The sequence below is a fragment of the Verrucomicrobiia bacterium genome, assembly GCA_035765895.1.
Classification (GTDB): domain Bacteria; phylum Verrucomicrobiota; class Verrucomicrobiia; order Limisphaerales; family DSYF01; genus DSYF01.
On the sequence record DASTWL010000004.1, the window covers coordinates 1 to 13,631 of the forward strand.

At 60.3% G+C, this 13,631-nt stretch carries 10 protein-coding genes; 3 read left to right on the forward strand and 7 right to left on the reverse strand.

Annotation, left to right across the window (positions count from 1 at the left end):
• Window positions 1-93: 93 nt before the first annotated feature.
• The 4 genes from VFV96_00555 to VFV96_00570 form a co-directional block, all read right to left on the reverse strand.
• Window positions 94-807: a PEP-CTERM sorting domain-containing protein gene (locus VFV96_00555; protein HEU5068886.1), complete on the reverse strand. Its 714-nt coding sequence runs from the start codon at window positions 805-807 to the stop codon at window positions 94-96.
• A 24-nt stretch (window positions 808-831) separates the two neighbouring features.
• Window positions 832-1,194 (reverse strand): hypothetical protein, encoded by a 363-nt coding sequence (locus tag VFV96_00560; GenBank protein HEU5068887.1) that lies wholly within the window; start codon window positions 1,192-1,194, stop codon window positions 832-834.
• 132 nt (window positions 1,195-1,326) lie between these two features.
• Complete coding sequence (locus VFV96_00565; GenBank protein ID HEU5068888.1) at window positions 1,327-5,616, reverse strand: hypothetical protein; 4,290 nt, start codon at window positions 5,614-5,616, stop codon at window positions 1,327-1,329.
• Window positions 5,610-6,032, reverse strand: coding sequence for a hypothetical protein (locus tag VFV96_00570; protein HEU5068889.1), 423 nt, complete (start codon window positions 6,030-6,032; stop codon window positions 5,610-5,612). The genes VFV96_00565 and VFV96_00570 overlap by 7 nt, the downstream gene beginning before the upstream one ends.
• 323 nt (window positions 6,033-6,355) lie before the next feature.
• On the opposite strand from VFV96_00570, the gene VFV96_00575 reads away from it, so the two are divergent.
• Genes VFV96_00575 through VFV96_00585 form a run of 3 tightly spaced genes read left to right on the forward strand, consistent with a single transcriptional unit; the run spans window position 6,356 to window position 9,327 of the window.
• Window positions 6,356-7,252 (forward strand): ThuA domain-containing protein, encoded by an 897-nt coding sequence (locus VFV96_00575; protein HEU5068890.1) that lies wholly within the window; start codon window positions 6,356-6,358, stop codon window positions 7,250-7,252.
• A 26-nt stretch (window positions 7,253-7,278) separates the two neighbouring features.
• Window positions 7,279-8,637, forward strand: a complete 1,359-nt coding sequence (locus VFV96_00580; protein ID HEU5068891.1) for a Gfo/Idh/MocA family oxidoreductase — start codon at window positions 7,279-7,281, stop codon at window positions 8,635-8,637.
• Between the two features lie 33 nt (window positions 8,638-8,670).
• Complete coding sequence (locus tag VFV96_00585) at window positions 8,671-9,327, forward strand: YceI family protein (protein ID HEU5068892.1); 657 nt, start codon at window positions 8,671-8,673, stop codon at window positions 9,325-9,327.
• 99 nt (window positions 9,328-9,426) lie between these two features.
• On the opposite strand, the gene VFV96_00590 is transcribed toward VFV96_00585, so the two are convergent.
• The 3 genes from VFV96_00590 to VFV96_00600 all read right to left on the reverse strand — a co-directional run bounded on the left by VFV96_00590 (window position 9,427) and on the right by VFV96_00600 (window position 13,606).
• Complete coding sequence (locus tag VFV96_00590) at window positions 9,427-10,983, reverse strand: alpha-N-arabinofuranosidase (protein HEU5068893.1); 1,557 nt, start codon at window positions 10,981-10,983, stop codon at window positions 9,427-9,429.
• A 110-nt stretch (window positions 10,984-11,093) separates the two neighbouring features.
• The gene (gene araD / locus VFV96_00595) at window positions 11,094-11,798 is read right to left on the reverse strand and encodes an L-ribulose-5-phosphate 4-epimerase AraD (protein ID HEU5068894.1); all 705 of its coding nucleotides are present in this window, start codon (window positions 11,796-11,798) and stop codon (window positions 11,094-11,096) included.
• A gap of 77 nt (window positions 11,799-11,875) precedes the next feature.
• Window positions 11,876-13,606 (reverse strand): ribulokinase, encoded by a 1,731-nt coding sequence (locus tag VFV96_00600; GenBank protein HEU5068895.1) that lies wholly within the window; start codon window positions 13,604-13,606, stop codon window positions 11,876-11,878.
• Between the last annotated feature and the right edge of the window lie 25 nt (window positions 13,607-13,631).

A 13,631-nucleotide genomic window follows, 5' to 3' on the forward strand; every position in this document is an offset into this window, starting at 1 on the left:
ACGCACCCAATTCAATTTTCCGGTCGAAATCTTTCACCCTCTGCTCGCCTCGTCCTCACACCCGCTCCCACATGACAGGTTCTTCAGGACCGACTAACTCAGATGCCTCCGCCGCCGATGCCAGCCCAAGCCCAACAGGCCGAGGCCAAACAGGCTGAACATGCTTGGCTCGGGAACCGCTTGCGGAGAAAACATGATGGAGTCCAAACCGAAGAACGAAGAAGGTAAAACTGTGAACTTTAATTCTGCAATTGTGCCGGCGTAGTCGCTGATATCGCCTGCCATCGTTACAGTTTGGCCCGCTGATGCGATCGGAACAAGCTCGATGGGCGTCGTGTTGAGCGTTACCAGAAGATCGTTAATATCCTGCAAATAGGGATACTGCACAAGAAATTGGATTGAATGCATTCCCGCTGGAACCAGTCCTGTCTGGGAAATAGACGCACTTTGGTTATAAACAGGATCGTAAGTGTTAACGCTGAGCTGAATGCTATAAGCGCCTTGGATGGGGGGATAGTTAATGGTGTTACCAGAAATCAGAACAACGGAGGTTACATCAAGCCCAGGCGAACCCCAAACGGCATCACATGCAATGCCGTCTTCACGAACAGTCCAACCCGGTAAAGCGTCGGCCGCAGAAATAGGGTTGTCAGCATCTGACGGTATATACCCTGCAGGTGGAGGCGAAATCACGGCGGCTTCAAAATCCAAGTTTTGAAAACTGCCCTGCCCAAATGCTATCTGAGCCCAAAAAGTGAACAAAACAACTGAAACGCTTTGTTTTATCTTAAAGTTGGGTGTGTTCATAATAGATGATTTTATTGAAGCCAGTTAATGTAAAACATTGTAAAGCGTCGTGGAATAAACCGGGGCTCCATGATTTGTAGAAAGCAATGCCATGTCCGCATTGATCGTGTTGATGTAGTTGGCCAGCGGAGTGGCCGACTCACCATTATGAGCAGGACCGACAAGAACGGCTTCATTGTTGATGATGGCCCACATTGGGTCGGATGAATCGCCGCCATACCAGCCAAAGTAGTAATTCGTGCTATCGGGAGGGTTCGTGTAATCGCCGAAGTTGATCCCCGCAGTCGTCACCCCGCCGATTCCAGATGAAGCGGTAGTAAATGTGGTGCCGACACGGTGTCGGCACACGAAAGACAAATCATTTCCTGAACACGAAACCAACGGCATTGCCTCTGCAAAACGCGGGAAATCTTCGGCAAATAAAATGACATCAAAATCAGTATCAGTATGAAGCGGCGGCTGGTATTCGCTTACCTGCTCAACAACTGTATTGGTGAAGTAGGTTCCGTCCGGATTAAACTAAACCATCTTTTGCCCCGGCGCAAAAAAGCTACCGACGTGGCCCGCTGTTATGGCATGCCTCGGGGAAATCGGGGTGCAAACGTAGGCGGCAGTGTTGACGTTCGTCATGTTGGTAAACGTCCGTCCCAGCGCGGCAACCGAACACAGGTAAATGTTCGTTACGTCCCGCAACCAGAAGTTCGTTTGCAGGATCGGCAGGTTGGTTCCTCCCCATGTATTGTTAAATGGGCCTTCCGGATCGCCCCCTGCGTCATACGGTGGCAGATCAAAATATGCACTGCTCACGGACGCGTTGGTGCGGCTGGTGAGCATGTGCAGCATGTTGTCCACCAGCGATTCTGCTTTGCCCGGATAACGCAGATAGGGTGAGAACACCGCAGCCAAGGTGTGGTCGCCGCCCGCCGCAATCAGCTTCACGGTGTGCAGGGTCGCGGGCACATCGCACTGCCCGGCGCTGTTATCGCCCCATGCCTCAATGCTTCCGTCCTCGCGCAACGCCACGCTGTGCCCGGTTCCACCCGCAATCGCCATCGCGTTGGTGAGCGTCGCCGGCACATTGGTTTGCCCGTGGTCGTTCAGACCCCACGCCACCACCGTGCCGTCCGCCTTGATCGCCAGGCTGTGCATCCGCCCCGCCGCCACCGCCACCACGTTGCTCAGTCCCGTGGGAACATTGGCTTGCCCCTCGGAGTCCCAGCCCCACGCCACCACGGTGCCATCGTTCCGCAGTGCCAGACTATGCAACAAGCCGGCGGCAACCGCCGTCACGTTGGTTAAATTGGCAGGAATATTCAACTCGCCATAGGTATTGTCGCCCCACACTTGGATCGTGCCATTGGTGAGCAAGGCCACGTTGTGGAACCAGCCCGCTGCCACGGCCTTCACGCCGGCCAGATTCGCCGGCACCGGCTCGCTCACGGCCGGATTCAGCGCCCGGCCCCAAACCGTCACCGTCCCGTCACCACGCACGGCAAGGCTGTGTTCGTTGCCCGCCGCCACCGCGACCGCGTTGGTCAGGTCGGCGGGGACATCCGCCCAATCGTAACCCCATTGTGTTACGCTGCCGTCTTCACGCACCGCAACGGAGTGAAACTCGCCCGCCGCAATCGCAATGGCGTTGGTCAAGTCCAGCGGATACTCGCTCTCCCCGTCATCATCGGCACCCCAAGCCACCGCCGAGCCATCGGCAAAAGAGGGCTCATAGTGAACCACCCATGTCCCCGCCTGGTTCGTCCCGGCGGCGTTCCAAACCTTCACCGAATATTCGCCGTCCACCGGATTGGTCTGCCACAAAGGCGTGGCGTTCGTGGGCACAACCGAATAATTCGTGTAGGTGGCATCGGCAATGGCCGCGCCATCCTTGAACCACTGATACTGGAGGGGGAATTGCGCGGTGCCGTTGGCCGAAGCCGAAACAGACATCGGAAACCAAGTCGTAAAGGTGTAGCTGCCCGGCTGCGGCGTGACGGAGTCAATGGTGGGCGCCTCAAGCAACGTTAATGTGGCGTTGGTTGTCATTACCGAGCCCGCACCGGTCGAGATGAGCGCGCGGTAATTGCCGATATCATTTGAGGAGACGTTGGACAAGGTAAGCTGCGCGTTGGTCTCGCCGGACAGATTCACGCCGTTAAACTGCCATTGGTAATGCACTCCCGCCAGTCCGATGCCTGCGGCCGTAAATTGGGCCGTCGCCCCCGGCGCGGCGAATTGATCTGTTGGCTGGGTCAGGGTCAGTGGCGTCAACCGGCCCGTGCGAATGGCCAAGGCATGATTATCGCCTGATCCAATCGCTACAATCTGTCCTTGTGCATCTGTGTATGGAAAATCAGCCAAGTCTCCCCACACGACGACTGAGCCATCGGACTGTAATGCCGTGCTGTGATAACCACCCGCTGAGACGGCCACCACGTTGGACAGCCCGGTCGGAACCATCGCCTGTCCGTAATTGAACAGGGAGCCACTGTTTGTCCACCCTGCGCCCCACGCGACCACTGTGCCATCGGCCCGCAATGCCAGCGTGTGGCCTCCACCCGCCGCCACCGTCGTCACATTGCTCAACCCCGCCGGAACGTTGGTAACATTCCATCCAACGTAGCCATTGTTACCCCAAACCCTAACCGTCCCGTCCTGAAGCAGCGCCACAGCGTGCTCCCAACCTGCGGCTACCGCTTTAGCCGCCGGCAAACCAGTGGGCACATTGCATTGGCCATAATTGTTTGTCCCCCACGCGGTGACCGTGCCATCCGTTCGCAATGCCAAAGTAAACCCATCACCAGCAGCGGCCATGATCGCGTTGGTTAAATCAACGGGCACAGGGCCATTCGTCGTGCCCCACACTGCCACTGTGCCGTTGCTTCGAACGGCAACCGCTTGTTCCCATTTCGCAGACAACTGCCTGATATCTGTAGTCCCAGCCAAGACATTCGTCGAACTCCCCCACGAAGTCACCGTGCCGTCATTATGCAAAACTAAAGAAAAATCAAAACCGCCGGCCACCGCCGCCGCGCCCAGCAAAGACGTCGGCACCGCCAGTTGGCCGCCATGATTCACTCCCCACGCTAATACCATCCTGTCGCTTGGATTGCTGCCATTGGTGTATTCCTGCCAGTTTGTCAGCCAGTCACCGTCGGGGTCGTCGGCTGCCGTCGCGTCCAGATTGCCGAAGTATTGCCGCTCCCATGCGTCCGGCAGGCCATCCGCATCTCCGTCGAGGCTGATGCCATAAGAGCCGTTCCAGCCAATCAGGCCGCTATACTTGAAGGTCAGACTGATCGCGGTCTGGCCCGCCACCCCCAAAGTGCTGGCGGGCGCCTGCAACCGTCCGCTCGCGGGCACATCTCCCATCGAGGTTCCATAATCGGGATAGTCCGCCACCGGATTGCCCCAGTAACAGTGATAGTTGGGGTAATTGTCATTCCAGGAGACATCAACGGCACTCAAATAGGAATAAGCGGGCAAAAGGGCGTTGAGAACAGCATCCAGGAACAGCACTTCGTCGGTGCCCACCGCAAAAGAATCCACCGTCGTGGTGAACGAGTTGACATCCTCCGTTCCCGCCTCGCCGGACAGAATGGTGGCGCAGTTGTTGAACGTGACGTAGGCCGGATTCCATTCGACGGTCGAGCCGCCGCCGTCCTGATAAACACAGGCCAGGCAGTTGCTGAACTGGCTGTCGTAAAGGTTCACACTCAATTCGCCCGCGCCGGCCTGGCAGATGCCGGCATTGCAATTCTCAAACCGCCAGCCCGACAGGTAGATCGAGTTGTCGCCGGAAAGACTCAACGCGGCGTCCAGATAGGAACATTTTCCACCCCCAGACACATAACCCAAGCCCCCATCGCCCACCACCAGCCCGGTGCCGGCGGCAATGCCTGGATTTCCGGTGCTGCCGCTGATGACCTCCCCGACCGAATCATCATCCTGGCTGGTGAATACAATCGGCTCGCCGTAGCCGCCCCCATTAAAACTGCCGGTGATCAGCCGACCGGGACCGGATGAACCCCCGTCCGCAAACTTGACGACAACCCCGGATTCGTAATTGACCGTGTCAAAATAAACACCCCCCGCAACCAGGTAGGTGCCTTCCGTCAGCGTGATCGCGCTGTCACTGTCCACGATCACGTAATCCAACACGTAGCCCGGCTGGGTGGCGAGGTCCGCCCGGGCCAGTTGAATGGGTGCCTGGATTGCCGCCTGCGCCAGACGCACCGGCGGCAGCGGCAGCGTCGGTGATACCCGGTGCAAAATCGAATCGGCCGAGGCCATCCGGTTTGTGGCGCCCGGACTTGCCCGCAACTGCTCCAGTTGCGTTCGCACCCGGCGATAGGGCAGTCCCTCAGTCAAGAATACCCGCCCCGCCTGATGCTCCCAAATTTTGTAAACGGGTGTCTCGCCTACCCGGTCCCGGAATGCAGCGTTGTTGGTCAGACCGCGCGCCACGCCGTTGGTGAGCACGAACGCCCGACCCCGCACCATCTTCATCGCGCCGAATTTCAGCGTGCGGTCCGTCAAATTGTCCTGCCGGTTCGTCGTGACCGCCTCCGCCTCCGGATCCGAAGTGTCGAAAAACTCCGTCCATAACTGCAAACGCGCGGTGTCGGCATTCAGTCCCGGATAGTCCTCCGGCGGCGGCGGGGCCGCCCGGAACACCAAATCGGCTTCCAGTCCGCTCCGCCGGTAGGTCACCAAAAGATCGGCCGAGCAGCCCTCGAAAGCATTCGTGTAAATGACTTGATTGCCGGAGGGCAGCAGCAGGCCGACGGAGTTGGTCAACCGGCCGATCAACACGTTGTTCGTGCCGTCATAATAACTGATGCCCAGGGACGGCTCTTCAAATGCCGGCCATCCGGAGTGACCAGTTCAATCACGCCCTCGTGAATGTCGCTGGGAAAATAAACCTTGTGCTGGCCCTGCACCGCCGCCGCGCCGCCGGCTGGGAGAATTGTAATCCCCTCTTTCGATTCCTGGAGCTGACCTTGTGCGTTGGTGAAGTATAAACCGCTGCACAACTCCACATACGCGCGGTTGGTGACCAACATCACCTGACCATTGGCGTTGGTCTGCGCCACCACCTTCTGCCAGACCCGGTGGTTCAGCCCGCGTTCGCCAATTACGTAACGAGCGGATTGTGCTTCAGAATGATTGAATGAGAACGCCGCGACCAGAACACAAGCCGCCCACCGCACCGCCTGCGAACCTTTCATAAGCTGGGCCTGGTTTGTTTTTCAACCGAAGTCTGCGTGGTTGACAAAGCGTTTCCTATGCCGGTCGCGCGAAAACTGCCAACCGCAGGTTGGCCTTTTCTGCCCGTTTTTTGCCCAGATATATCGCAGTTCCACCCCACCCCTGGCGAATTCTCCGGGGACAACCAGCCAGTGGGCAATCGGCAATGCAAATGTCAAAAAGACCAACCCAAACGCGCCATGCCCCCTCTACTGGCCACCAAGCGATCCGGCGGGTTTACACAAAAAACGTGAATGCTTTGGCGCTTTGTGTAGTCTTAATCCCCGAAACAACAAATCACCTCATGAAACCACTTTATCAGGGCTTGTGGATCGTCTGCGCCGCGCTGGCGCTGGCGGGCTGCTCCTCCACCAAGGCCAAAACCGCCATGGCCCCCAAACACGTCCTCGTCGTCACCACCACCACCGGCTTCCGTCACAGTTCCATCCCGACGGCGGAAAAGGTCCTGGGCGAACTGGCCCAGACCAGCGGCGACTTCACCGTGGAATTTGCCCGGGTCGAACCCAACGATCCCCAATTCCGGGGCGCCAACGGCCAGCCGGACCCGGAAAAGGTCAACGCCGCCATCAAGGCCGTGCTGGCCGAGAAGCTGAGCCCGGCGGCGCTTTCGCACTACGACGGCGTCATCTTCGCGAACACCACCGGCGACCTGCCGTTGCCCGATCCGCAGGCCCTGCTGGACTGGATCAAGGCCGGGCACGCCTTCATGGGGATGCATTCCGCCACGGACACGTTCCCCGGCTTTCCGCCCTACACGGCCATGATCGGCGCCCACTTCCTGCGGCACGGGCCCCAGGTCGAAGTGGAAGCCATCAACCAGGATCCCAACTGCCCGGCCTGCCGGCACCTCGGCAAAACGTGGACGGTGTTTGACGAGATTTACCAGATGAAGGATTTCGACCGCGCCAAAGTGCACGGGCTGTTGTCGCTCGACCGGCTCATGTTGAACGGCGAGGACATCAAGAATCACAAGGCGACGCCGGGCGATTACCCGGTGGCATGGACCCGCGAATACGGGAAAGGCCGCGTGTTCTACACCTCGCTCGGCCACCGGGAGGACATGTGGGACCCCACGTGGACCGAAAGGGACGGCAGCCGGCGGAATTCGCCCGAAATCGCCAAGCAATACCAGCAGCACATCCTCGGCGGCATCCGCTGGGCGCTCGGACTGGACAAATAAACCGCGGCACGCTTTTCTTTTTGCCCATGAACCAAGCTCCCAACGACTTCAACCGCCGCGAATTCCTGAAGGGCGGCTCGCTCGCCACGCTGATGACCATGCTGGGCGGCGTCGAACTCATCGCCCAAACCAACAAGGTCGCCGAGGAACTGTCGAGCACCGCCAAAGTGCGCGTCGCCGTCATCGGCCTCGGCACGTGGGGCCGCGAGATTCTCAAGACCCTTGCCCGCGAACCACAGGCCGAGGTGGCGGCCATTTGCGACACCTACGCCGCCTCGGTGCGGAAATGCTCGGTGGACGCGCCGGGCGCCAAACAGGTGGCGGATTACCAGACCATCCTGGCCGACAAGACCATTCCGGCGGTGGTCATCGCGACGCCGTCGCACCTGCATCGCGAAGTGACGATTGCAGCCCTGAAGGCGGGCAAGCACGTTTACTGCGAAGCGCCGCTGGCGCACACCATCGAAGAGGCCAAGGCCATTGCCCTCGCGGCCAACGCGGCGCCGAAGCAGGTGTTTCAAGTTGGCCTGCAGATGCGCTCCGACCCGCAACGGCACTTCCTGCTGCCATTCGTGCATTCCGGCGCGCTCGGCACCTCCGTGCTCGCCCGCGCGCAATGGCACAAGGCGCAGAGCTGGCGGTCGGCGTCGCCAAATCCGGACCGCGAAAAGGCGCTGAACTGGCGGCTGCACCGCGAAACCTCGCCGGGGCTCCTCGGCGAAATCGGCATTCACCAGCTCGACCAGGCCGGCTGGTTCCTGAACCAGCGCCCCACGGCGGTCACCGGCTTCAATTCCCTGATCAAATGGAAGGACGGCCGGGACGTGCCGGACACGGTGCAGGCCATCATGGAGTTTCCGGGCGGCGTGCGGCTGCAATACGACGCCACGCTCGCCAATTCGTTCGACGCGGATTACGAGGTTTATTACGGCACTTATGCCGCCGTGATGCTGCGCGAGAACAAGGCCTGGATGTTCAAGGAAGTGGATTCGCCGCTGCTCGGCTGGGAGGTCTATTGCCGCAAGGACAAATTCTTCCGCGAAACCGGCCTCTCGCTGAAGGCCGGCGGCTCGAAGCAATCCGACCTCACCGCGCCGGTGGATGCCCCCGTGCCGTTCGAGGCCACGCCGCTTTACAATTCGCTGGCGGCGTTTCTCTACAACGTCTTCGAACAGGAGGCGGCCATTCGGGAATTTACCGACGCCTTTGGCGATGATCCCGCCGCGCTGCTGGAGCACCTCAAGAGCGAGGTGGAGCCCAAGCGCAAGCCGGGTGCCACCGCCCTCGAAGGTTTTCAAGCCACCGTCACCGCGCTCAAAACGAACGAAGCCGTCCTCAGCGGTCAACGGCTCGAGTTCAAGGATGAGTGGTATCAACTGTCGTAAACGAACCGCCGTGCAACCTTGTATCATAACAACATGACTCCCAAATTCGCCCTGCTCGCCGTCAGCCTGCTCGCCGCCCTGTCGCTGCCGGCGGCGGAAATGACCAAACTCACCTCCACACCCGGCAGCAACAAGATCCGCGTGGAAGGCACCTCGTCCGTGCACGACTGGCAGATCGAGAGCGCCATCATCGGCGGCAGCGCCGAGGTGGGACCGGGCTTCCCACTGACGCCGGGCGCCCCGGTCAAGCCCGGCCCCGTGGACGCCAAGGTGACGATTTTCATCCCCGTGCATTCGCTCAAGAGCCTGGAAAAGGACGGCAAGCCTTACAGCACGGCCATGGACAACCGCATGTATGACGCGCTGCGCGAAGCCGACAACAAGCGCATCACCTACACGCTCACCGAACTGAACCTCAAGGAAGCGCCCAAAACGGCCGAGGCACCCTATCAATTCGAGGCCAAGGGTGAACTCTGCGTCGGCGGCGTGACCAACAAAATCACCATGCCGGTCAACGTCACCGTGCTCGGCGAGAACAAGGTCAAGTTTGCCGGAACCGTCACCGTGAAGATGACCGACTTCAAAATTGAACCGCCCGCGCTCACGGTGCTCGGCCTGGGCATCAAGACCGGCGACGACGTGAAGCTGTTCTTCGAGTGGATCGCGTCCAAACGCACCCCGGCCAATTAACTGGTGGGCCACTCACCTTAAAGCCACTCACCTTAAAACGACAAACGGCGCCCAAACGGGCGCCGTTTTGGTTTCCAGCCAGTCGCGCAACGGTCCGGCCTACTGCAGCGCCAGCACCACCACCGACTTGGGCGGCAGCGAAGCAGCAAAGCCCTGCCCGGAGAGTCTGGCTCCGTCGAAATCAGCGGGGTTCACCGCCTCCGGCTGCTCAAAGGTGTTGTGCGCATTCATCGTGGCCGCGGTGAGCACGCGCCCGGTGACCGTCGTGGCCTTCAGCCCCTCGACGTTGCAGGTCACGTCCGCGGCGGCGTTCGGATTCAAGTTGCACAGCGTCACGTGCACCACGCCCGCCCGGTCGCGCGACGCGGAAACGCTCACGGACGGAATTTTCTCCCCGCCGAGTTCGTAGTCGGCGCAATGCAGTTCCGTCGGCAGCAACGTCGCGTCCTGGTGCACGGCATACATCTCGAAGACGTGATACGTCGGCGTCACAATCATCTTTTCCTTGTCGGTCAGGATCATGGCCTGAAGCACGTTCACCATCTGCGCGATGTTCGCCATTTTTACGCGGTCGGCGTGCCGGTTGAAAATGTTGAGCGTCACACCGGCCACGAGGGCATCGCGCAGCGAGTTCTGCTGGTAGAGGAAACCGGGATTCGAGCCCGGCTCGACGTCATACCACGCGCCCCACTCATCCACGATCAGGCCGATGCGCTTGCCGGGATCAGTCTGGTCCATGATGGCGCTGTGGCGCTGGATCAGGTCGTCCATCTCCAGACAGCGGCGCAGCGTGGAAAACCACTGCGATTCGGCAAACGCCGTGGCCGAACCCTTGTGGCCCCAGTTGCCGGTGGGCAGCGTGTAGTAATGCAGCGACAGCCCGTTCATGCCGCGGCCGACGTTCTTCATGAGCACTTCCGTCCAGTGATAATCCGCCGCATTCGCGCCGCAGGCGATGCGGTAGAGCGGATTCTGGCCGTCGTAGTTTTTCACGAACGTGTTGTAGCGGCGGAAATTGTCGGCGTAGAACTCGGGCGTCATGTTGCCGCCGCAGCCCCAGCTCTCGTTGCCCACGCCGAAGAACCTCACCTTCCACGGCTTTTCCCGGCCGTTCTGCCGGCGCAAATTGGCCATCGGTGAACTGGCGTCGCTCGTCAGGTATTCCACCCACTCCATCATCTCCTGCACCGAACCGCTGCCGACGTTGCCGCAGATGTAGGCATCGCAGCCCACCTGCTCGCAGAGGTCCATGAACTCGTGCGTGCCGAAATGGTTGTTCTCCACCACGCCGCCCCAGTGCGAGTTGTAGATGGACGGCCGCTTTTCGCGCGGCCCGATGCCGTCCTTCCAGTGATACTCGTCGGCGAAACACCCGCCCGGCCACCGCAGCACGGGCACGTGCAGCTTTTTCAGCGCGGCCACCACGTCGTTGCGGATGCCGCGCGTGTTGGGAATCGGACTGTCCTCGCCGACCCAGATGCCCTCGTAGATGCAGCGGCCGAGATGTTCGGAAAACTGCCCGTAAATGTTCCGGCTGATTTGCGCGCCGGGTTGATCGGCTTCGAGCGTGAGCGTGGCGGTGTTGGATTGGGCCGGGGCGGAGGCAACCATCAGCAACGAGGCTGCAACGACACAGAGAAGGGATGGAGTTTTCATAAAGCGTGCCTGGTTGACAATTGCCGGAACAAGGTCCGGGGAATTGGGGTCCAGGGAATGCGGCCAGGTTTTGTCTTCATTCTCCTGATCTTGATTTCCCTGACAATTATTTAACACCCGGGCTGACCGTAATACGCGCCGGGACCGTGTTTGCGGTTCCAGTGCTTTTTCAAAATATGCGCCGGCAAGGACTCTGCCTTCGGATTCAGCAGCAACATTTCAAACGCCATCTGGGCGCAGGCTTCGAGCGCGATGGAGTTGTCCAGCGCCTTCTGCGGCGTCTTGCCCCACGTGAACGGCGCGTGGCCGTGCAGCAACACGCCCGGCACGTCGTCCGGATTGAGGCCGCGTTGCTTGAAACATGCCTCGACGACCACGCCGGTGTTCGCTTCGTAACCGGTGTCGATCTCGGCTTGGGTCAGCAAGCGCGCGCATGGCACCGTGCCGCCGAAATGATCCGCGTGTGTGGTGCCGTAGCAGGGCAGTTCGCGCCCCGCCTGCGCCCACGCCGTCGCGTGCCGCGAGTGTGTATGCACCACGCCGCCAATATTCGGGAACGCGCGGTAGAAATGCAGATGTGTCGGCGTGTCCGAGGACGGACGCGCCTTGCCCTCGATGACTTTGCCATCGGCGATGTTCAGCACGACGATGTCTTCGGGCGTGAGTTTGGCATAATCCACGCCGCTGGGCTTGATGGCCATGACGCCCGCCTGGCGGTCCACGCCGCTGACGTTGCCCCACGTGAGAATGACCAGCCCGGAATCAACCAGCGCCTTGTTGACCCGGCAGACTTCCGCTTTCAGTTCGTCAAACATACAATTTTATGTTGCCACAGAGACTCAGAGCACACAGAGGAAAATGTCGTCCAAACTCTGTGCCTCTGTGGCCAGTTTTACTTCCGCGCTTTGTCACGAATGGCAATTAGTTCCTTCATCACGTTGTGCAGATTGCCGTTCCACTGCTTGGTGCCGAAGGCGTCGTGGAGTTGCTTGTAGAGCGCGTAGAGCTTTTTGTAAACCGCGTGGGCCTTCGGGTTCGGCTTGTAAACGGTCGGCTTGAGGCCGGTCATCTTCTTCTGCGCGGTGGCGAAGTCCTTGTGCGCGCCGGCCACGACGGCGGCGGCGATGGCGGACCCGAGCGCGCAGGTTTGCGCCGAACGGCTGATCTTCATCGGGCGGCCCGTGATGTCCGCGTAGGTCTGCATGACGAGCGGGCTTTTCTCCGCGATGCCGCCGCAGTTCACCACTTCGGAAATCTTGCAGCCGTATTCCTCGTAGCGGTTGATGATGGTCAATGCGCCGTAAGCTGTCGCCTCGATGAGCGCGCGATAAACTTCCGCCGGGGTCGTGTAAAGCGTCTGGCCGATGAGCAGGCCGGTGAGTTGCTGGTCCACGAGCACCGTGCGATTGCCGTTGTTCCAATCGAGCGCCAGCAAACCACTTTCGCCGGGCTGAAGTTTCAACGCGGCGGCGGAGAGGTCTTCATGCGTGGCGGAGCGCGGAGCATTGCTCCGCGAGTTGGTTGACTTTGCCGCAGCTTGCGGAGCAATGCTCCGCGCTCCGGGTTCAATGTAATTCACCCACCAGTTGAAAATATCTCCCACCGCGGATTGGCCCGCTTCGATGCCGAAGTAGCCGGGCACCACGCTGCCATCCACAATGCCGCACACGCCGGGAATGTCCGCGAGCTTGGCGGTGTTCACGCGCACGCTGATGTCGCACGTGCTGGTGCCAATAATCTTCACGAGCGTCCCGGGCTTAACGCCCGCGCCAATCGCGCCGGTGTGCGCGTCGAACGCACCGACCGTCACCGGAATGCCCGCCGACAGGCCGGTGCGTTTGGCCCAATCCGCTGTGAGCGTGCCGACGGCGGAATCCACCGCGAGCACGCGCTTCGGCAAACGGTCACGCAACGCGCCGAGTTTCGGGTCGAGTTTCGAGAGGAATGCCTTGTCGGGATAACCGCCCCATTTGGCGTTATACATCGCCTTGTGACCGGCGGCACAGATGCCCGCGATGAACTTGTCCGGATGCAGCGTGTCCGTCAGCGCGGCGGGCACGAAGTCGGAGAGTTCAATCCACGAATGTGCAGCGTTGAAGACTTCCGGCGCAGCGCGGAGGCATTTCAGGATTTTGCTGAAGAACCACTCGCTGGAATAGGTGCCGCCGCACTTGGCGAGATATTGCGGGCGCATCTTCTTCGCGAGCGTGGTGATCTCGGCGGCTTCGGCGATGCCGGTGTGGTCCTTCCAGAGCCACGCCATCGCGGCGGGATTGTTGGCGAACTTCTTCTGGAACACGAGCGGCTGGCCGTTGGCATCCACGGGCAACGGCGTGCTGCCGGTGGTGTCCACGCCGATGCCAATGACCTGGCCGGCATGGAAGCCTTTGACAGTTTTCTTCGCCATGGCGAGCGCCTGTTTGATGGTGACTTCGGCGCCCTGGAGATAATCCGCGGGATGCTGCCGGGCGAGGTTCGGATCGCGGCTGAGGATGACGCCGGCGGTGCCGTGCGAGTAACCCCAGACGGCAGTGGCGACTTCCGCGCCGTTGGCGACGTTGACGATGAGGCAGCGAACGGAGTTCGTGCCGTAGTCCAGACCGATGGTGTATTGCGCGCTCATGGGTGGCTGATGGTTTTCTGAAAAG